At 42.9% G+C, this 19,928-nt stretch carries 24 protein-coding genes; 11 read left to right on the top strand and 13 right to left on the bottom strand.

The features are described from left to right. The first annotated feature begins 145 nt into the window (after positions 1 to 145). From mazG to CH367_RS12765, 3 genes are read left to right on the top strand one after another with little or no spacing between them, the layout of a single operon-like run. On the top strand, positions 146 to 961 hold the full coding sequence (gene mazG / locus CH367_RS12755; RefSeq protein ID WP_100763024.1) for a nucleoside triphosphate pyrophosphohydrolase: 816 nt from the start codon (positions 146 to 148) through the stop codon (positions 959 to 961). Beyond that, positions 958 to 1,347 carry an LIC_13241 domain-containing protein gene (locus CH367_RS12760; protein ID WP_100762887.1) on the top strand — a complete coding sequence of 130 codons (390 nt, stop codon included), beginning with the start codon at positions 958 to 960 and terminating at the stop codon, positions 1,345 to 1,347. The genes mazG and CH367_RS12760 overlap by 4 nt, the downstream gene beginning before the upstream one ends. Beyond that, positions 1,344 to 2,126, top strand: a complete 783-nt coding sequence (locus CH367_RS12765; RefSeq protein ID WP_100762888.1) for a response regulator — start codon at positions 1,344 to 1,346, stop codon at positions 2,124 to 2,126. Before CH367_RS12760 ends, CH367_RS12765 begins: the two co-directional genes overlap by 4 nt. Here CH367_RS12765 and CH367_RS12770 read toward each other — a convergent pair. The 3 genes from CH367_RS12770 to CH367_RS12780 all read right to left on the bottom strand — a co-directional run bounded on the left by CH367_RS12770 (position 2,123) and on the right by CH367_RS12780 (position 4,732). Next, on the bottom strand, positions 2,123 to 2,791 hold the full coding sequence (locus CH367_RS12770) for a hypothetical protein (RefSeq protein WP_100762889.1): 669 nt from the start codon (positions 2,789 to 2,791) through the stop codon (positions 2,123 to 2,125). The two genes, CH367_RS12765 and CH367_RS12770, sit on opposite strands and share 4 nt — an antisense overlap. A gap of 99 nt (positions 2,792 to 2,890) precedes the next feature. Continuing rightward, complete coding sequence (locus CH367_RS12775; RefSeq protein ID WP_100762890.1) at positions 2,891 to 4,087, bottom strand: NADP-dependent isocitrate dehydrogenase; 1,197 nt, start codon at positions 4,085 to 4,087, stop codon at positions 2,891 to 2,893. Between the two features lie 69 nt (positions 4,088 to 4,156). Further along, a complete protein-coding gene (locus tag CH367_RS12780) occupies positions 4,157 to 4,732 on the bottom strand; it encodes a hypothetical protein (RefSeq protein ID WP_100762891.1) in 576 nt (191 codons plus the stop codon). Between the two features lie 234 nt (positions 4,733 to 4,966). On the opposite strand from CH367_RS12780, the gene CH367_RS12785 reads away from it, so the two are divergent. Then, positions 4,967 to 5,386 carry an LIC_13246 family protein gene (locus CH367_RS12785; protein ID WP_100762892.1) on the top strand — a complete coding sequence of 140 codons (420 nt, stop codon included), beginning with the start codon at positions 4,967 to 4,969 and terminating at the stop codon, positions 5,384 to 5,386. Positions 5,387 to 5,418: 32 nt separating this feature from the next. After that, positions 5,419 to 6,549: a hypothetical protein gene (locus CH367_RS12790; protein WP_100762893.1), complete on the top strand. Its 1,131-nt coding sequence runs from the start codon at positions 5,419 to 5,421 to the stop codon at positions 6,547 to 6,549. Between the two features lie 11 nt (positions 6,550 to 6,560). Here the strand turns inward: CH367_RS12790 and CH367_RS12795 are convergent, their stop codons facing one another. The 3 genes from CH367_RS12795 to CH367_RS12805 all read right to left on the bottom strand — a co-directional run bounded on the left by CH367_RS12795 (position 6,561) and on the right by CH367_RS12805 (position 9,495). Beyond that, a complete protein-coding gene (locus CH367_RS12795; protein ID WP_100762894.1) occupies positions 6,561 to 7,100 on the bottom strand; it encodes a DUF1564 domain-containing protein in 540 nt (179 codons plus the stop codon). Positions 7,101 to 7,268: 168 nt separating this feature from the next. Further along, positions 7,269 to 7,670, bottom strand: coding sequence for a ribosomal maturation YjgA family protein (locus CH367_RS12800; RefSeq protein WP_100762895.1), 402 nt, complete (start codon positions 7,668 to 7,670; stop codon positions 7,269 to 7,271). A 43-nt stretch (positions 7,671 to 7,713) separates the two neighbouring features. Continuing rightward, a complete protein-coding gene (locus tag CH367_RS12805) occupies positions 7,714 to 9,495 on the bottom strand; it encodes an apolipoprotein N-acyltransferase (RefSeq protein ID WP_100763025.1) in 1,782 nt (593 codons plus the stop codon). A gap of 112 nt (positions 9,496 to 9,607) precedes the next feature. On the opposite strand from CH367_RS12805, the gene murA reads away from it, so the two are divergent. Genes murA through CH367_RS20740 form a run of 3 tightly spaced genes read left to right on the top strand, consistent with a single transcriptional unit; the run spans position 9,608 to position 12,167 of the window. After that, positions 9,608 to 10,906, top strand: coding sequence for a UDP-N-acetylglucosamine 1-carboxyvinyltransferase (murA, locus tag CH367_RS12810; RefSeq protein ID WP_100762896.1), 1,299 nt, complete (start codon positions 9,608 to 9,610; stop codon positions 10,904 to 10,906). After that, on the top strand, positions 10,903 to 11,595 hold the full coding sequence (locus CH367_RS12815; protein WP_100762897.1) for a 4Fe-4S dicluster domain-containing protein: 693 nt from the start codon (positions 10,903 to 10,905) through the stop codon (positions 11,593 to 11,595). The genes murA and CH367_RS12815 overlap by 4 nt, the downstream gene beginning before the upstream one ends. 32 nt (positions 11,596 to 11,627) lie before the next feature. After that, positions 11,628 to 12,167: an anthrone oxygenase family protein gene (locus CH367_RS20740; RefSeq protein ID WP_165783284.1), complete on the top strand. Its 540-nt coding sequence runs from the start codon at positions 11,628 to 11,630 to the stop codon at positions 12,165 to 12,167. Here the strand turns inward: CH367_RS20740 and CH367_RS12825 are convergent. The 5 genes from CH367_RS12825 to CH367_RS12845 are packed head-to-tail and all read right to left on the bottom strand — an operon-like array spanning position 12,161 to position 14,958. Continuing rightward, entirely contained in the window at positions 12,161 to 12,649 is a 489-nt protein-coding gene (locus tag CH367_RS12825) for a hypothetical protein (protein WP_100762899.1), read from the bottom strand. The genes CH367_RS20740 and CH367_RS12825 overlap by 7 nt on opposite strands. Positions 12,650 to 12,658: 9 nt before the next feature. After that, a complete protein-coding gene (locus CH367_RS12830) occupies positions 12,659 to 12,985 on the bottom strand; it encodes an LIC13255 family lipoprotein (protein ID WP_244284568.1) in 327 nt (108 codons plus the stop codon). Between the two features lie 50 nt (positions 12,986 to 13,035). After that, a complete protein-coding gene (locus tag CH367_RS12835; RefSeq protein WP_165783285.1) occupies positions 13,036 to 13,629 on the bottom strand; it encodes an LEA/WHy family protein in 594 nt (197 codons plus the stop codon). Then, the gene (locus CH367_RS12840; RefSeq protein WP_100762900.1) at positions 13,613 to 14,635 is read right to left on the bottom strand and encodes a zinc-binding dehydrogenase; all 1,023 of its coding nucleotides are present in this window, start codon (positions 14,633 to 14,635) and stop codon (positions 13,613 to 13,615) included. Before CH367_RS12840 ends, CH367_RS12835 begins: the two co-directional genes overlap by 17 nt. After that, a complete protein-coding gene (locus CH367_RS12845; protein WP_100763028.1) occupies positions 14,632 to 14,958 on the bottom strand; it encodes a (2Fe-2S) ferredoxin domain-containing protein in 327 nt (108 codons plus the stop codon). The genes CH367_RS12840 and CH367_RS12845 overlap by 4 nt, the downstream gene beginning before the upstream one ends. 316 nt (positions 14,959 to 15,274) lie before the next feature. On the opposite strand from CH367_RS12845, the gene CH367_RS12850 reads away from it, so the two are divergent. Genes CH367_RS12850 through CH367_RS12860 form a run of 3 tightly spaced genes read left to right on the top strand, consistent with a single transcriptional unit; the run spans position 15,275 to position 17,893 of the window. Then, positions 15,275 to 15,742 carry an LIC13259/LIC11441 family protein gene (locus tag CH367_RS12850; RefSeq protein WP_100762901.1) on the top strand — a complete coding sequence of 156 codons (468 nt, stop codon included), beginning with the start codon at positions 15,275 to 15,277 and terminating at the stop codon, positions 15,740 to 15,742. Between the two features lie 9 nt (positions 15,743 to 15,751). Next, positions 15,752 to 16,708, top strand: a complete 957-nt coding sequence (locus CH367_RS12855) for a hypothetical protein (RefSeq protein ID WP_100762902.1) — start codon at positions 15,752 to 15,754, stop codon at positions 16,706 to 16,708. 15 nt (positions 16,709 to 16,723) lie between these two features. Further along, positions 16,724 to 17,893, top strand: coding sequence for an acyltransferase family protein (locus tag CH367_RS12860; protein WP_100762903.1), 1,170 nt, complete (start codon positions 16,724 to 16,726; stop codon positions 17,891 to 17,893). Positions 17,894 to 17,908: 15 nt separating this feature from the next. On the opposite strand, the gene CH367_RS12865 is transcribed toward CH367_RS12860, so the two are convergent. Both CH367_RS12865 and CH367_RS12870 read right to left on the bottom strand, forming a co-directional pair. Further along, the gene (locus CH367_RS12865; RefSeq protein ID WP_165783286.1) at positions 17,909 to 19,108 is read right to left on the bottom strand and encodes an aminotransferase-like domain-containing protein; all 1,200 of its coding nucleotides are present in this window, start codon (positions 19,106 to 19,108) and stop codon (positions 17,909 to 17,911) included. Next, positions 19,105 to 19,887 (bottom strand): PhzF family phenazine biosynthesis protein, encoded by a 783-nt coding sequence (locus tag CH367_RS12870; RefSeq protein ID WP_165783287.1) that lies wholly within the window; start codon positions 19,885 to 19,887, stop codon positions 19,105 to 19,107. The genes CH367_RS12865 and CH367_RS12870 overlap by 4 nt, the downstream gene beginning before the upstream one ends. Positions 19,888 to 19,928 lie beyond the last annotated feature (41 nt).

Below are 19,928 nucleotides of genomic sequence, written 5' to 3' on the forward strand. Positions count from 1 at the left end.
CCTACAAAGTATTTTTTAGTACTATACTTGAATTTTGCGGCTCCCGTCAATCCAATCCCGATTCAAAACCGGCCGAAAAGGAGTGCAGAGCTGGCTCCTCGATAAAAAATTGGAACAAACCCCGTTCGATTTCGGAGAAACTACAATGCAGGCAAAATCACTTACCGAAGAAATCTCCAAACTCCAAGAAGTAACTGCCGTCCTCCGAGGAGAAAACGGATGCCCCTGGGACAAGGAACAGGATCATCAAACCTTGGTTCCCTATTTAATCGAAGAATCCCAAGAAGTGATCGAAGCGGTTTTAAAAAAAGACGACGAGCTTCTCAAAGAAGAATTGGGTGATCTGCTCTTTCAAGTTGTCTTTCACGCAAGAATCGCCGAAGAAAGAAAGGCATTCGACTTAAGCGACATAGCCAAAGGTATTTCGGATAAGCTGATTTTCCGACATCCCCACGTCTTCCGACCGGAAGAATTGACCCTTTCCTCCTCCCAAGAAGTCGTGGAAAATTGGGAAAAAATCAAGGATAAGGAAAAGAAGAAACCGACTTACTCGTCTATTTTCTCAAACGTTCCCGAGAATTTTTCCTCCTTACTGAAAGCGGAAAAATACCAAAAGAAAGCCGCTAAGGTCGGATTCGATTGGAAGAACGTAGAAGACGTACAAGGAAAAGTAAGAGAAGAGATGGAAGAATTCTTAACCGAATTCGGCCGTGAAAAAGCGGACGGGAACAACCAAGTAAGAATCGAGGAAGAATTCGGTGATTTACTTTTTAGCTTGGTGAACTTAGGAAGACATCTCGGAATTTCGGCCGAATCGGCTCTCACGAGAACGAACGCAAAATTTAAAAAACGATTTCAGTACATAGAAGAAACCTTACAAGGTCGGGGGAAAACTCCGAACGATTCCGACCTGGAAGAAATGGATTCTCTTTGGAACGAGGCCAAAGGGTTGGAAAAATGAACGGACCCGGTTCGTTTCAAAATAGAATCGAACATACGGAAGGATTGATTTCTTTTCTTTCCGAAGAGTTTCCGTTGGAACTCAAATCAAGCGGGGAAGAATGGCCTCGCGAATATGAAATGATTTATCTGAAAAAAAAATACAAGGCCTTATTCTCCATCTTCGGTTCTTTTACGTTGATACCGGCGGATGCAAACAAGGTCGTGGGAACTTCTCCGATCTATTATCTCAGTTTAGATGCGGATTCTTCCCAACAACTCGTTTGGACCAAACCGGACGGGGAAATCGTAAACGACCGTCCTCAAATCGTGAACGAGTTAAAAAATCATATTCAATTTTTTGAATCCGGAATTTCACAAATCAAACTTAGAGAGACGCCGATTTGAAAGTGCTCGTTTTGGATTCAGGCGCCACGGTAAGAAGGATCATATCCTCTTTTTTTCCGCCGGAGGATTTCGAAATCGTGGAAGCGAGTTCCGCAAAGGAAGGACTCGATCTTGCGTTTAAGGAGAATTTCGATTTAATCACGATCGGAATGATTCTACCCGACGCGGACGGGTTTACCGTTTGTAAAATCATTCGAACCAGCCAGCGGGACAACAAAAACAGTATATGCAAAAATTCTAAAATATATCTGATCACATCCGGCGACATAGAAGCCAACCGGGTCAAATCTTTAGAATACGGTTTTGACGGAATTTTTCCGAAACCGTCCGGGATCGACGAGTTCAAAACTGTCATCAAAGAAATCATAGAACTCGCATACGTTGCGGAAAATACGAACTCCGGTGAAGCGCAAAAGTTCGGAAAAATTCTGATCGTAGACGACTCCGAATTGAACTTACTTTTGCTCGGAAAAATTCTGAAAAAAAACTGCTATTCTTACCAAGCGTTTACGGAAGGAAAGAAGGCTTTAGAGTATCTTCAATCTTCGACCGAGACGATCTCTTACATTCTTACCGATTGGATCATGCCGCATTTTTCCGGAGAAGAACTCGTGGAAGCGATTCGCAAACAGGAAAGATTCGATAAAATTCCGATCGCGGTCATCACGGGTCTGGAAGAGAATGCGGGTTTGAATATTTCCGTGGTTCAGAAGAACGTGCACGTTCTGCAAAAACCGTATTCCGAAAGAAAGATTTTAGAATATATTCGAAAAGCTTAATTTGCCGCCGGAAATTGAATTTCCCGGACCACGTCGGGATGACAATCCGTTCTGAATTCTCCCATAAAAGGTTTTAAACCGGAAAACCATTGTCCGTTTTCATACTGCAAATCGTTCCAATATAAAAACAAGGTCGTATCGCCGAATTGATTGTTGAATTGAATTTGCTGGATTTCTCCCGTCGGCGAAGGTTCCTTAAAAAATGTTTCACCCGAAAACGAGATCATCTGGATCTGATAAGGCTCGGCTTTATAAGGAGTTCCTTCCTTTCTTTTATTCGACGACTTCAATTTCCAACCCGTAATTTTGATTTTAGAAACCTCTTCTAACTTTAGAGATTTTGAATATGTAATATTGCTTTTTTTATGCTGAAACTTGAATTCAAGCGGCGGATTTTTCCAAAATCCTTCCACGTCGCGTCCGTCGCATAAGATCAATTTGACCTTTTTTTCGCCCTTCTCGTCGACTCCTGTTCCACCTTGTTTACCTCCGGTTTCTCCTCTTGGATTACGTGAATCGCCGACGGTCGGTTCGTTTGGTAAAGTCGGTTCTTTAGGACCTTTTTGAGAATGGAGTGAAACAACGGAGAATAAAAAAAAGAATACGAACCACCAACGAGCTGTTGAAGAAAGAATCCGATTTTGAATCAAAGTCTTTAGTTTCATTGCGGTTTCGGTTTTTTGAATGAGGGTTGTTTAGGAGTTGAGGGCCGCGTGTGAGCGACCGAAAGGTCGTTCACACGCGGATTCTTTATATCGGAACGATTAAAGTTTTTTCTGAATCGCTTCCATAAACTGAAAGGTATCCAGAGCTTTTGCGTTCGGATCGGTGCAAAGAAGAGTTAAATCCTTTGTCATCTCTCCGCCTTCGATCGTATCGATCACTGCCTTTTCCAGTTTTTGACCGAAAGCGACAACGTCCGGAGTTCCGTCCAATTCTCCCCTTTTCATCAAAGCACCAGTCCATGCAAAGATGGAAGCAACGGAGTTTGTGGAAGTGGTTTCACCTTGTTGGTATTTACGGTAGTGTCTAGTTACCGTTCCGTGAGCGGCTTCGTATTCGAATTTTCCGTCCGGAGAAACGAGAACCGAGGTCATCAAACCTAAGGAACCGAATCCGGAAGCAACCATGTCGCTCATAACGTCCCCGTCGTAGTTCATCAGGGCCCAGAGCATTCCACCTTCGTTTTTCATGATCTGCGCGACCGCGTCGTCTATCAGATAATATGAATATTCGATTCCCGCTTTTTTAAGATCTCCCGCTTTCGCTTTTGCGAGTTCGTCGAAGATCGCGCGGAAACGAGCGTGATATTTTTTAGAAATGGTGTCCTTAGTCGCGAACCAAAGATCGATTTTTTCTGAGATCGCGTAGTTAAAACAAGCCTGAGCAAAACTAAGAATGGATTTATCCAAGTTGTGCTGACCCATTATCACACCGGCTCCGTCGAAGTCGTGGATCAAAGCTCTTTGTTTTTCTGTTCCGTCTTTTCCGGTATAAACGAGTTCCACTTTTCCGGCTTCGGGAATGTAGATTTCCGTATCTTTATAAAGATCTCCGTAAGCGTGACGACCAACTGTGATCGGTTTTTTCCAAGAACGAACTGCGGGAGGAATGTTATTTACGATGATCGGTTTACGAAAAACGGTTCCGTCAAGAATCGAACGAATGGTTCCGTTCGGAGATTTCCATTCTTGTTTAAGTTTGTATTCCGTAACTCTGTCTTGGTTCGGAGTAATCGTAGCGCACTTAACGCCCACTCCGTATTTTTGAATCGCGTGAGCGGAATCGACCGTAACTTTATCGTCGGTCTTGTCCCGGTATTCTACGCCTAAATCATAATAGTCCAGTTCGATATCGAGATAAGGGTGAATGAATCGATCCTTGATCTCCTTCCAGATGATCCTGGTCATCTCATCCCCGTCAAGTTCTACAAGCGGGGTCTTTACCTTGATCTTTGCCATTGAATTCTCCTTTAAAAATTTGCGATGATATAATAATAGAATATTATTCTGTTCTAAAGTCCTAACGGGTTATTGGGAAGGAAAATTCGGATTCTCCGTGATTTTCATAACGCCGTTTCTCAACCAGGCGAGATTCTGCATTTCAAAATAATTGATCGCAACCGGAAGAGATACGATTCCGATCACCGAAAAATATCTATATTTTAACGAATCCTTCGAACTCAGACCTTGGATCGTTTTTTCAAGACGAACGAGAATTCTTTTCCAGCGAAGAAAAAGCGGTCTTAGTTCGGGATTACAATCCTCGAAAAAAAGTTCTTCGGCGCTTTGAGTGATGATTTCTTTAAGACCGATCGGCAATGCGGGAGAACCGAACTGATCCCGAAAACGAACGAGGTCTTTTTCGATTTCTTCCTCGGATTGTCTTGCGATGGGAAGAATGGAACTGATTCCTACGGAAATGGGAAGTGAAACTCTTAGGAAAAAATCCCCCGCGACCATTGCCTGAAGAAAGGATCGAACCGACTCTCTTGGAGTGGTCGAAAAATCGAGTTGATTGGAACTAAAATTCTTAGTGGTCTGAATGATATATTGGGTCAGTTTGATTTTTTCTGTCCAAAATATTGCCAGTAGATCGGATTCCATAGTTCTGAATGATACTATTTTGATTTTCGCTATTTTAGCAAGAGTTATTAAAAGGAACTCGCTTCAAAGCGCTCAGTCAAAATCCCTCAAAGAATATCCCTTCAGTTTAACATCAAATCGCCGTTTTTTTTAAGAAAATTCGTGACATATTCGTAAAATCGAAATCCGGCAAAAAAAAATTCAAATTTGAACGCTCCGCCTCGGTCCTTGGGAACCGCTTTCAGGGGATCAAATATGAAAGACACAATCGATTTAAATCGAGGGGAATGGATGAAGCTGATTTCAAAGAAGGAAGAATTCTGTCGAATCGTATCCACGTTAAACCGCTTCTATATTCCGAGAATTCCGTTTTCTAAGTTGAACGAAGGTCAAAGGATGAGGCTTCGTCTTGGGGAGAATCCAGTAAAAGACTTCGAAGTGTTTTTCAAAAAAAACCGAGAATACGAGTTCTTCGTTTTCTTAAAGATGGAAGGTCGTTTCGAATCTTGGATTCATTTGGACGGAATTCAGAAAGAAAGGGATCGATTCTTAAAAGAGGGAAAAACGGATCACGATATTTTTAAACTGATCTGTGTTTCGGATCTTTATGAAAACCATTGTGTTTTTGCCGGGGAAGAGGAGACGAAAACTCTGAAAGTGAAAGATTCTGCTTGATCATTTTTTTCCCGGGTTGAAGCATCTTTGAAATGTTGAACCAAGCCGGATCGGGAAAAAATCGTTTTAGAATTCTGTCTCTTCCAACCTTTCGATTCTTATTATCGTTAGTACTTTGTTTTTTCCTGAATGGAAACGGAGTTCTAAACGCCGATGAGACAACGGTTCTCAAACGTGCGGGGATTAAGGATTATTCTTTTCAACCTTATACGCAGGAAGGTTACTTCCAAGCCTGGAACTATTCTTATAGGGACGATAAGACTTTTATCTACGCGACTTTTTTGGTGAGTAACTTAGGACCGGGAACCAAAAACTGCGGAATCAGTTTAGTGATTCATACTTTGGGAGAAGGAACTCAGTTTATCACCAAGGAATTTTCCGCAAAAGAATTAACCGCGGAAAAGGGAAAATTCGATTTAAAGATAGAAAACAATCGTATGTCCCTCAACCAAGAAGGAATCGAAATTCAGCAGGATACGGAGAATATTAAATTATTCTTATCTTTTAAATCGGATTTTAAGCAGGGTGTTTCTCTTTCGGGAGGGAAACATACGGTCAAGGATCCCGGCGGTTTTGTTCAAGCGGACATGGCGTATTCTTTTCAATCGGCTTGGGGTTATTTGATTCAAGACGGCAAGAAGAAGGAACTTTTGGGAACGGGCGGACTCGAACATCTTCTTACCAATTATGAGGTGTATAAGTACAGCCGGAGATGGGAGTTGTTCCGTTCGATCAACGGAAAAGAATTTCGTTTTTATACCGGCGGTTTTTTAGGGAACGATTCTTTTCCGGGAGGTTACTTTAGAACTGCCGCTCTTTTGAGTCCCGATGGCAAGACCGTTATTTCCGGTAAGATCACTAAGTTCGAGGTTCTGGATTCCGAGAAGGAACCGTTTTCCGGATACGATCTTCCCGTTCGCGAGAAATTTTATTTTGAAGACGGTTGTTCCGCGGAGATTGTTCGCAAGCAGTCCGTGGGAAGCATCAATGTTCTTTCGAATATTTCTTCCGTGCTTCGATTTTTTATCCGTTTGTTTTTTGCAAAACCGTATCAGATTTATTCATTAGCGGATTTGAATGTTCAATGCCCTGGTAAGAATTTGCCCGCCGGTTCTACGGAGACTTTTAGCGGAATTCTTTCTTATTATCTGATCAATCCGTAAGGTCGCGGTTCTTAGGAATCGAACCAGTCTCTGTAATCTAAAACGTGGAATGTGTCGGTTGGTTCGGTTTCTAATCTGCGAATTATGCTGTTATTGAGGAGATCGAGGTGGAGGATATAACTGTAATTTTTGTGAAATGTGGGACCTCCTTCATTCATCGTATTCACGGTATAATCTCCGACTCCTACCTCATCCAACCAAAGAAGATAATTGAAAAGATAACAGCGAGACACCCCGTGCACGAACGCGAGCATTCCTAAAAAAGCCCAACTTCCTGTACTCAGCCGAACATTCACTCGACGCATCTTCTTCGGACCCGGACTGACCTGATACAACGTTTTCCGCGCATTCTTCCCCAAACGAGGAATCGCAGTCAGATACTTTCCATATCTCCGCAAAAGCATTGGAATTCTTTTCCCAAGAAGCCTCAGCTCCTTTTCGCGATAACCGAGCAAAGTCAACTCAGGAATCAGAAGAGTAACCACTTCCGTTTTCCTTTCCTGAAGAATGGAACGAAGATTTTGATCCGAGCTTAAGAGAAGAATTCCCATACAAGGAACGGTTCCAAAACGCGAAGGGAAGAATTGTTTTTAGAAAAATAAAATCAGGAAATCAAAAAAAGTAAAACCTTAAGCTTTCCAAAGAAGACGTTCTACCCTTTTAAAAACTCGGGCCTATCGTTCTACCGACGACCGGCCACACGCGTACGCCGATTCGAATCAAACCTCGACTTCAAGTTTCTTTTTTAAAAACTTGTGAATGACCAATGTATCGAAATAAAAAATTAAAAAAACGCCAATGAGATATGCTAATAAATCCATCCAGTCAAACACCGAACCGAAAATGATTTTCGTACTCCGAGTTTCTTCAAACCCAAAAAGCCGGAGCATCTTAAAATATTGAAACACTTCCACGGAAAACGAAAACACGATTATAAAAATCGATAATTTAACGGGATCAAAATCGGCAATCGATTTGAAAAAAACATAAAGAAGCATAACCACGACCACGTCGCCGATAAAACCTCGGATAAAACGATTGAACCCAAAGAACTGAAGAATTAAAAAACACAGACCTAAAAAAAACAATACAAGGCCTATGTATATCAATCTCCTCTTCATCAGCTCTTTGGATTTTTTTCAAAGATTCTCGAGAACGTTTAAACTAAGCCGTCTTCAATTTTTTCCCTCTCCGAATTCCGATCAAAACATTGAGATAGTAAAGTCCGGTTAAGAAAAGCATCAACCAAGGAATCAAATTTCCATACTGCGTATAAAACGTAGGTGGAGAATCGATCACATCTACCGTTTCAGAAAGCGACTCGGCCTTCATCAGGTCAGTTTTTTTACCACCCACAAATCTTCCCAAATGATCGATGTTTGCGGAAATTCCCGAATTGGTGGAACGCACCATCCATCTTCTCAATTCGATAGATCTCAATCGGCCGAGCTCCATATGCTGATCGCTTTCGGTCGTGGTTCCATACCACTTATCGTTCGTAAGATTTACGATAAATTCGGGATTTCCCGCCGTTCTAAATTCTCGGACGAACTCTGGGAGAATGACCTCGTAACAAATCAACGGAAGAAACTTACCGGATTCTTGAACGTCCGTCTTTGCGGATTCATAATAAGAACGGACCGCTTCGTGATTCAGATTCTCCGTATCAAGCCAACCCAGATGCAGACCTTTCGGCGCCTTTTCCTTATCCGCCGGAGAATAATAACGAATCAAATTATGAGTCAGGCCCGGTTCGAATCTTCCAGTTTGTTGACTGAGTTCGTAAAGAAAATCGAAAGGCATGTATTCTCCGAACATCAAAAGAAATTTCTTTTGATACGCGTCCCTGCGATCTCCGTTCGGATCATACAATACGTTATTATTATAATATCTTAAATTACGAGCTCCCGGTTCTCCCTTATAGCCTGCGTCGATTTCGTTGAAGAATACGTTCGCCTTATATCGATTGGCCAAAAGAAACATCAAAGAATCGAATCGATGCCAGTAGAGCCTGCGCGCAACGGTCGTAACCGGTGTACTGTGCGCGGAAAAGAACGGAACACCCGCTTCGGGAAGAACGATCAAATCCGGCTTCTTTCCCATTTTCGCAACACCCTCGTCCGTCAACTTTTCGATACGGGCCATAAGAGCTTCGATCGATTCTTTGACTTCTCTTCCGTCTCTAAAACTCAAAGGAGCGTCCGGTTGAATGATCAAAACATTCAAAGACTTGGTGGGCTTTACATTCTCCCATTTTTTATAAAGAATCGCCCCTGAAACGACAAAGCTCAAAAGCAATAACGCGGGCAACGCAACAAAACGAAGATATTGTTTTCTCTTTTCCTTTGAATTAATAATTTCTTTCCAATGCCATGGATTGGATTGAAACAAAGTATAAGAAACCACAAAAACTAAAAAGCTGATTCCGTAAACTCCGGTGATCTCCACATTCTGCGCGAGAATCAGATTCCCCGCCGCAAGATTTCCCCAATACCAAGGAAACAACTGAGGACCGATCAACTCGGACAAAAGCCCGCAAAACCCGGCGACCCAAACGGAATGACGTCCGATCTTTCCCGATAAAAAGGAAAAACTCATCATAAAAATCGGAAACTTTAAACTGAATAAAAGTCCCGCAAAAAGAAGAATGAGAATCGCAACCACATACGGAAAATTTCCGAACGTAATCGCCATATGAATGATCCAATGAAACGAAATCGCATAAAAGACGACTCCGATGATAAGACCCTGGTAAAAAAGTTTTTTATACTTTCCGTGATATTTCAAACTCAACCAGAAAAGTCCGAAAGGTGCGATCCAAACAAAATGACTGAGTGAAACGGGTGCAAACGCTAAGAAGGAAAAAAGGCCCGTCCAAAAATAACAAAAGATATCGAACCAGATTGTTTTCTGGAACTCTTGAAAACGATGATGTAAATTGTCCATGGATAAAACGTTCATCTCCTAATCGGAACGGGAAGTCAACAGAATTCAGCGGGAACGGTTGTTCCGGTTACAATTCGATTGCCAGAAAGACCGGATCCTACAGCTTATCACTATGAGTTCTTCGTATTTTAAGATCATTGGAAAGACCCCTCTTCATGGAACCGTGGTTCCACAGGGAAATAAAAATGAGGCACTTCCGTTACTCGGCGCCGTTTGTATGGTTCCGGGAACCGTTCGTATCAGCAACATTCCGGTCATCTCCGACGTGCTGATGCTGATGGAAGTTCTGCGTCATTTGGGTATGGAGATTACGGAAGAAGAACCCGGAACTTATACGTTTAAACACGACGGCAATTTAAAAAATCAATTACCCGAGGAACTCTGTTCTCACATTCGCGGAGCCGTAACTTTAGCGGGTCCGATTCTCGCGATGACCGGAAGAGTATTCTTACCCAAACCGGGCGGAGATAAAATAGGAAGAAGAAGATTGGATACGCATCTTCTCGCCTTACAGGCGTTAGGCGCAAGCATCGAGGTTTTTCCGGACGGATACGAAATCAAAGCCGATCGTCTTCGAGGCACCGACATTTTGATGGACGAAGCCTCCGTTACCGGAACGGAGAATGCGGTGATGGCCGCCGTCTTCGCCGAAGGCACCACGATTCTTCGTCACGCCGCAAGCGAACCTCACGTACAAAGACTTTGTAATTTTCTAAATTCTTCGGGTGCAAAAATCTCCGGAATCGGTTCGAACATTCTTACCATCGAAGGAGTTTCTTCTTTAAAACCTCCCGAGAAAGAACACAGAATCGGATCGGATTATTTGGAAGTCGGTTCGTTTATCAGCTTGGCCGCCGTGACCGGCGGAGAACTTATGATCCGCGACGTGGAACTCGAAGACATTCGTATGATTCGAATGGTTTATTCTCGCCTTGGAATCGAAGTGCGTCCTCACGAAAACGGGATCTTAGTTCCTTCCGATCAGAAGATGGAAATCATTCCCGATTATCACGGAGCAACACCGAAGATAGACGATTCTCCCTGGCCCGGTTTTCCGGCGGACATGACCTCGGTCGCGCTTGTTACCGCGACTCAGTGTAAGGGAACCGTTTTGATTCACGAGAAAATGTTTGAGTCAAGACTCTTCTTCGTGGATAATATCATCGCTATGGGAGCTCAAATCATTCTTTGTGATCCGCACAGAGCCATCGTGATCGGTCATTCCAGATTGTACGGACAAAAGGTCGCAAGCCCGGATATCCGCGCAGGAATGGCGATGATCATCGCGGCTCTTTGTGCGGAAGGAACGAGTTATATTCACAACATCGGTCAGATCGATCGGGGTTTTGAAAACATCGACACTCGTCTGCGCGCGTTAGGCGCAAGAATCGAAAGAGTCAGGGAAGATTGAACCGAAAGGATTTTTTTAAGAAAGGTCTCGCGAGAATGTTCGACCTCGCTCAAGAAAGCGCGGCCGATCTCGCTTCCGGTTTTAAGGAAATCGTTTCCGAAGATTCTTCCTCATCGACACCGGAGAAAAATCAACAAACACAAACCGGGCCCGCTTCCAAAAAAACGAAGGCAAAAAAAACCTCGAAAGAAACCGGATTCATTCTTCCCCAACAAATCAAACCGAATCGAAAACGAAAGATTCGGAACGTTCAATCCCCGCCCGGTGCATTGGATGAAATGCAATTCCTAAAAAAATGTACGGGTTGTGGGGATTGTATTTATGCCTGCCCCTACAGCGTTTTGTTTCCGGTCTTCGACGAAACCTCGGAAAAACATATCCCGAGAATGGACGTAAATCTCAACGCGTGTATGCTTTGTAAGGATTGGCCTTGTATCAACGCGTGTAAGGACGAGGCCCTTCTTCCTTTAACAAAAGCGCCTAAATTCGGACAAGCAAAAGGAATCTTCGAATTTTGTATCAATCACAAAACGGGAGAATCCACCTGCTCGAATTGCAAGGACAGTTGTCCCGTGGAAGGGGTCGTAAGTTTCAAAGGAAACAAACCCTCTTTTGCTAAAAGTTGCACCGGTTGCGGTCAATGTGTTTCCGCTTGCCCTACGTTTCCAAGAGCGATCCGAATTCAGTAAAAATTTCCATCTCGATAAAATACGGTTGGCATTTGTTCCGCAATAAAATATTTCCATTCTTTATGACGAGCAATACGTTACCCACAAAAATCATCCTCTTCTCCGCGTTGTTCACTTACAGCTGGATCGTTAGTCAATCTTACATGTATGTAATCGCACTTGAGAATGTGCAAATGGCGATGGACGCCCCCTCTTATATCGAACTACGTCAACTGCTCGATACAAGTTTCAAAGCGAATTTCAAGTTTGCTATGATCGGTGCACTTGTAAGCAATCTCTTGCTCGTGATTTTCACGGCTCGCAACTATCGCAGTCCGTTCTTTATTGCGGCCGCGCTTTCGTTTCTTGCATTGATAGTAGATACTCTATTGACTTTAAAAGGGAACGTTCCCCTCAACGAACTGATCAACACATGGACTGCAACGAGCTACCCGGCCGATTGGTCGGAGACCCGCACAAAATGGCTTCGAATTTTTCATTATCGTCAGATGGCGAACGGTTCCGGTTTTGTGATTTTACTCGCGGGAACGATCTTCGGTCTGCGCGATACGAGTTATACGAGAAATCAATAACCGAGATTCTTACGAATCTTTTCGGGAATTTCTTCGAAGTGTTTGTACTTATGTTTTTTTCCATCGGGAAAAATCACGTAGTAAACCCCGTTTAAAATTTCCATATAATACTTGCCGGCTTTTTTTTCTCCGGTCGCTCGATGGTCCATTTCTTTGACCATTCTTTGATAGCGGGAAGGAAGGGTTTGCCAAGAACCGTAGACTTCGATTTCGCCGCCGGTGTTTACGGTATAAATTCCGTTTTCATGCATGATCTTGATTCCGTTGTAATCGAAGACTTCTAAGATATTCGTCTTTTGATTTTTATTCTCCCTTGAATCCGCTCCGCGATTGATCGAAGCGTTCGGATCGTCCTTCGGAAGAGAATACTTAACTACGGAGTTGTTTTCGGTTTTTTCTTTTTTTCTTACAAGAAGAAGAAACAGATAAATCAAACCCGCGAAGAATAAACTGATGATAAAAAACCATTCGGCGGGTTTCATTTTAGTTTCTCAATATCGGAACTCGATCGCCTTACAAGTGGCCGGTGTTGAATCCGCAGAGGTCGAAGCCCAGGACTGGCAACTCACCGCGAGAACCGCGTTCACACAAAGATCGATATCCTTTTTGCGGGAACGTCCCGGAACAAAGGCCGTAACTCTTCTGCTCGTATTGCAAGTCACATCCTTGGATTCGTATGCGAAAATCAATTTCGTATTTGCTTCTTCGAACGTATAAAAATCGGCGTCCGTATTTTTCTGATAACAGCCTAAGCAAAAAATCAATCCGAACAAAGCGAGTTTCGGAAACAGGTTGAGATCGAACCTGAAATTCTTCATATTTACCATTCTTATCAAAGAGAGATTGGAATCAAATCCCAAAGAATTTTTCAAAGTCCAAGGCCGTTCTTCTTTCCCGTTTTCAAAGGAATTTTTTCGTTCACCGGAATCTGAACCGGACCGAAGATCGTCTCGTATTCGAAACTTCCTCGAACCGAAAAGTTGAGTTCCTTTCCGGCAAGCCCGGCTTGTAAAATTCCCAACGCGATCTGAAGAAGATTTCGATCCATCTTCTTTTCGAAAAGTGTTTCCACCTGAAGGTCCACTATCTTTTTCTGAAGAGCGGGCAGAACGATCTTCTCGTTGGATACAACGCGGGCCAGCTCCGATTCTTTTTCGGTTTGATCCGGTACAAAAAATGAAAGATCGAACTTATGAAGGGTCACATCGATTTCGTTCGGATTTTCGATTTCAACCTTCGCTAAAAAAAGAATCTTAGGAACGGGCGGAAAAGAAATCAATTCCGCCTTTTGTGTTTCCAGAGACAAAACCTGAAACTTACATTTTTGAAGAGCCTTGTAATTGTCTTTCAAAGCCGAACAAGAATGTAAAAGAATCGAAATTCCTAAAAAAAGAATCCATCCGATCGAAACTCGCGAAAACCGGAAAACGATCCCGTTCAAAATCTTATTTACCTTCGGCATACGGAGTTTGAATCAAAACTTTTCCTTTGGTCATATTCACCGCGTAGTTGTCGATCGCTTCTGCCGCCTTCTCAAGCGGAAAACGCGCCGCGATGTCGGTCTTCAATTCCTTCTTTGCAAGAGATCTGAGTTCTCTGGAAAGTTTCCATATTTTATAAAAACTTTGTTGAGGAGCCCAAGTCGACAGCCAAAAACCTTCCACCTTCTTATCTTGGAATATCATAAGTCCTGCATGTAATGGAATCTCTTTTTCCGAAAGGGCGCCGTAAACGATGACTCTACTTCCGTAAGGCATCGCTCCTAAAACTCTTGCGGTTAATTCTCCGGCGACCGCGTCCAAACAGACCGTGGCCTTGAGTTCGTTTGAAAGAACTCTCAACTGTCTATCGAAATTGGAAGTTTCGGAATTTAGAATATGTTCCGCGCCTACGGCTTTCAACGCTTCTTCCTGTTCGGGCTTACGAACCACGTTGATCACTTTCATTCCTTTGCGGGCGGCGATTCCCACCACCATCTTTCCAAGTGCACTCGCGGCCGCGGTTTGAACCAAAGCCTTTGCTCCGATTTTCTGCGCTTGTTCGACCATCGCGATCGCGGTGATCGGGTTTACATAAAGACAAGCTCCTTGTTCCAAGGAAAGATCGTTTCCGATCGCAAGACAACTGAACGCATCGGTAATCATATATTCCGCGTAAACACCGTCCCCTCTTCCGGGTGCGGTACAGGCTACATTCTTCCCTTTTAAATAAGAACCGTAAAGTCCTCCACCGGAAGCCACAACGGTTCCACTTCCTTCAAAACCCGGAACAACAGGAAGTTTCTTTTTGATTCCGTAGAGCCCTCTCAAAAACATAAGATCCGAAGGATTGATGGAAGCGGAATGCATCCGAATCAACACTTCTCCTTTTTTCAAAGGACGAATCGTTTTTTCCACAATGGTCGCTCGATTTTTATTCTCGCTGTATTCTCTGAGTTCTAACGCTTTGTATGTTTTTGGGAGATTCATTGGTTTTCCTTAATGATTAAATGTTCGATCTTTTCAATTTGTTCCGATTGTATATAATATTTTAAGAATATATCCACGTCCTCTTCCGTTCTTAGGGAGAACCATCGTCCCTCCGGATAACAGACTTGAACGGGACCGAGTTCGCATCGATCCAGACAACCCGCTCTTTGAATTCTGATTTTTCCCGCGATCGGGAGATCCTTCATCTTTTTTTTGAGGGAGGCAAGAAGTTGAATCGAACCCGAACGCCCGCAAGAAACCCTTTCCCCTTCGGCTCTTACGTTTTCGCAGACGAAAACATGTTTGGTATAAAAGTTCGACATCAATGAGAAACCTCGATTTTCATTTTCAGTAGAATCGGATGCCCGGTCGATTCTGCAACCCGTTTCCATGGGAAGAATCATTCGAAAAACAACTTAAGGAACCTGCGAACGGTCTAACAATCGTTCTTAACCTGAAAGGCGTATGATAAGTTGTCATTCTGAGCGGTTTTAAATCGAATTGCTTCCTTTGAGAACTTGGTGATCTAAAAACAAATATGAGCATTTTTTGGATTTTAAACGATTCCGTACTTTACACCAAGGTTTTTTCGAGAATTGTAGACTTAAACTTTGTTAACGATCTTGGAGATTGGTTATAATGCAGAGAATTTTATTCTTATCAATCAGTATTCTCGTCTTTTTATCCGTTTGTAAAAAAGCTCAGCCTCAAATCACCGAAACCGAAAAGGACGCCCTACAACGGGTTCTCGTGGAAAACGAATCCATCCACGGTTTCTTAATGAAGGAAGAGAATAAAATTCCCGACATAAGCAAGTTAGTCGCTCGTGTTCAGGAACTTTCTTCCCTCAACGGTGGTTTGAAGGAATCCGCCGAAAAAATGGAGAATTCTTTAAAAGACAAGGAAACGAAGGACGTCGAAAAATTCTTCCTAGCCTATTCTTCCTTTTCGGACAACCTCGCGGACGGTCTCAAACTGGCCGGTGGAAACGGGGTTTTTAACAAATTCTTTTGCCCGATGGTAAACAAGAGCTGGGTAAGCCACGGAACCAAAATTCAAAATCCTTACGCGCCCGAAATGAGAGATTGCGGAGATTTAGTTCCCTAATTAGGTTGCGTGGAAATTTTCCTGGAAAAAGAAATTAAGACCCATTGTAGAATCGGAATTTCCTTCGGAGAACCGTGCCCTACCAACTGCAGACAGAATTTGATCCCGAACGAATGGAGTCGGGAAATCAGAGAATCCTGCATCGCCGGCGAAAAGATGAACGCCTTTGCGGAAGGAAAGGCGGGAATCAACGTGGGCGCTTCCGCATTCTTACAAGCTCATCCTTTGGTCTTGGAGGAATTCATATCCAAGGGAGAAGTATACTTCGAGGTCCTTCGATACTTTCTCGCGATCATCGAACCCGCGAAAATTAAGGAAGTCATCGAGGCGTTCAGCAACAAACTTCTTTATAAAATCATAATTCACGAATATAATATCTTTCAACAAACCGAAGACGAAAGAAGAAGATTGAAAAAAACGGCTTCTTTTCTGGACTTAAAATCGAACGAATATTGGAGTTCCTTAAGTCCGAATCGAATTTGCAGTTTTATCGCGTATTGTCTTCAAGAAGCGAAAGATCCCGAGTTCGCTTCCCAATTTTTAACCGTACTTCCTTCCGAAGCGGTTTCCGATTTAAAACATCTGGCGGGACTGGACATCGAGGAAGAAAAGGAACTTTATCTTTCTCTCAAAGACGGAATCTATGAATTGCCGATCCGAAGCCCGGGGATCTATCAGCACATTCTAAAATTGTTCGAAGACGATCCCGAAATTTTTCTAATCCTTTCCACGATGGAAGACTTGGTTTCGAGAAAACAACAGATCATAGAATCGTCGCACGTAATTCTAGAAAAATACAGATCCGGAAAACTCAACCATCAATCCCTGTTCGCGGACTTATCCTTACTCGAACCGGAAATCACGATGGAGATTCTGGGAATTTTCGAAGAAAAAGGGATTCTTGGAAGGTCCGAAAAGAATCTCATCAAAGAACTTTTATCCAAACAAAGACATTCCAAAAACTGAATCTAATCGTTTACAATGACGCGTCAGATTTTTAGTTATCTATTCTCGCCGTTTCTAAAAAACGAAAAAGAAATCCAAGCCTTAAACGGAATCCGAGCGATCGCAATTCTTCTTGTAATTGTTTACCACGTCTGGCTTCCCTTCGGCGTAGCCGACTTTCCGCAAATTCTTAAGAACACGATCTCGAATTTCAACTCGGGAGTGGATCTGTTTTTTGTGCTCAGCGGATTCTTGATATATTCAGGAATCCTAAAATACTCCGACCATCCGGAACGTTTCAAAAAAGGAAAATTCTTTTTGGCCCGCTCCTTAAGAATTTTTCCGGCCTATTACGTTTGTCTTTTGATTCTGTATTTATACTTTCAGGGGCAATTCGATCGATTGTCCCTGATCGAAAACCCGAACGAGTTTCAACTCGCGGAGCTCAAATCGGTTTCCGAAGTTCTACGAAGTAGTTACGCGGACTTTCTCTATATTTCCAATTATACGAAACAAAGGCTTTCGTTGGTCGGTTGGTCCTTGTCGATCGAAGAACAGTTTTATCTCATTCTTCCCTTTTTTGCGACTTGGTTTCTGTTTCGGTTGAACGCCAACCGGAGAATTTTGATCCTTTCCGTACTGTATACAGTTCCCCTAATATTTAGAATTTTTTATGTTATCGACGATGCGAATTTAAGTGTTTTGATTTATTCTCACACGAGAATGGACAGCCTTGTGATCGGAATGATCCTGGCGGAAATCAAAGTTTTATCGTCGCGACGCGATTCTTTTCTTTTGTTTTTAGGAATCGCCGCCTTAACGATCGGACACGTTTTCCCTCTCGAACACTGGTTTCGAAAAACGCTCGGTTATAATTTTTTCAACATAGGGTACGCGATCTTGATCTATTTATCTTTAAACGAACAAGGAAGAATCGCGCGAGTTTTAAGTTCGGCGATCTTCAGACCGATCGCAAGACTCAGTTATACGATGTATCTTTGGAATATTCTAATCGCAGGCGTCGCGGTCTCCAAGGTTTTTTCCGGCGTTTCCCAACCGCACGCAGGCCATTTCGTATTAGCAATTTTTACCGCGATCGTTTATTGTTTTTTATTCTCTTGGATTTTGTATCTGATCGTAGAAAAACCGTTCTTAGTCTTAAAGGAAAGAATTCTTTCCTCCGAGAAATCCGCAGTATTCCGGTGATAACATACGATTCTCCTAAACGTGAATTTTGGAAATTTTACGAACCGATTCCGCGATACGATCAATTCCCATTTCGATCGCGTCCAAAGAAGAATGGGAAAAATTGATTCGCATCGTATCGGGCTCGGGTTTGTCCGCATAAAATGGAATGCCCGGAACGAAAGCCACATTGTTTGCGATCGCGACGTCGAACAATTCCATGGATCGAACTCCGTCTTTTAACTTGAGCCAGAAAAACATTCCTCCTTTCGGAGAAACCCAATCCGCAAAGTCGATCATAGTTCGATTTAAGAATTCTTCCATACATTCCTTCTTGATTCGATACGAAGAACGGGTTTTTTCGATCTGTAAATTCAAATCGTATCGATTCAAATACTCGTCCAAAACGATCTGGGAAAGCAGATTGGAATGAAGATCGCTCGCCTGTTTTGCGATCAAAAGTCGATCCATAATTTCTTTTGGAGCGCAGATCCAACCGACTCTGAAACCCGGAGTTAAGGTTTTGGAAAAAGTTCCCAAGCTGACCGTTCCTTCGGGATAAAAGGATTGAACGCTCTGAAGAATCTCCTCATCAAAACGAATCTCTCCGTAAGGATTGTCCTCTATGAAAATACAATTCTCCTTTTTCAAAATTTCGGAGATTCGTTTTCTTTTGTCGAGGGGCAACGTCTTTCCGGTCGGATTCTGAAACGTAGGATTCGAATATAAGAATTTAGGATCGACGTCGCGGAAAACCGTTTTCAAGAATTCCGGATCCAATCCGTCGCTTTCCATCGGAATTCCGACCAAGTTCGGTTCGTATAAGGAGAACGCTTGGATCGCGCCCAAGTATCCCGGTCTTTCAATGAGAATCGAATCTCCCGGATTGATAAAAACTTTTCCGATCAAATCCAAGGCCTGTTGAGAACCGGTGGTAATCAAAATATTTTCCGGTCCCAAAGAGTAGTTTATGTTTTTATAATATCTCTCGAAAATTTTTTCCCGAAGCGGAGTGAACCCCTCCGAAATTCCGTATTGAAGAAGTTTCGATCCGTATTTTTGAAACGCTGATTCCGTGGAAGCCGCAAGTTCTTGAACCGGAAATAAGTCCGGATCGGGATGACCCCCCGCAAACGAAATGATTTCGGGATGAGAAGTCACTTTTAAAATTTCACGGATAAAGGAACGGTTCGACTTTAAGATCCGATCCGAAAACAAAAATCGATTCTCGTTCATACTTCGATCCATCCTTCCAAATAGGGAACACAAACTCCTCCGATTCGAACTCTATCTCCCAAATCTTCGCAGAAAAGTTTCCCTCCTCGGCTCGATGCTTGAAACGCTTTCAGATTTTTTTTACCTAAACGCTCGGACCAAAAAGGAATCAACGTACAGTGAGAAGAACCCGTTACCGGATCTTCCGCCAAACCTATGCTCGCGGAAAAGAATCGGGATAAAAAATCGAATTCTCCGTTACCCGGACAGGTAAGAATGACGCCTAACGCATCCATATCCCGCAAACCTTCGACTGAACAAGTTACGTTTCTGAGTTGGGTTTCGTTTTCGTAAACAAGCATGTAATCCCTGGATTTGAAAACTTCCGCCGGAGCAATCGAAAAAGAATTCAGGATCGATTTCGGGATTTCGGTCTTGTTCGGTTTTCGGGATGGGAAGTCCAAATAAAGAATATTCTCATTTTTGAATACGTTTAATTCTCCCGAAGCGGATTGAAAACGAATTCGATCGCCGGCCAGACCATCTTGAAAAAACAAATGATAAGCGGTCGCCAAAGTCGCGTGACCGCAAAGATCGACCTCGCGCAAAGGAGTAAACCAACGAATTCGATACGAATCCCCTTCTCGAACAAAAAATACGGTTTCGCTCAGATTATTTTCCAAGGCGATCTTTTGCATGAGGTCGTCCGAAATCCATTCCTGTAAGGGACATACGGCGGCGGGATTTCCCTGAAAGACTTTTTCCGCAAAAGCGTCGATTTGGAGAATTCTCAGTTTCATAAAAAAATGATTTCCTTACTACGTTACTCATGTTATAACAA

Origin of the sequence: Leptospira barantonii (assembly GCF_002811925.1) — a bacterium.
GTDB lineage: Bacteria > Spirochaetota > Leptospiria > Leptospirales > Leptospiraceae > Leptospira > Leptospira barantonii.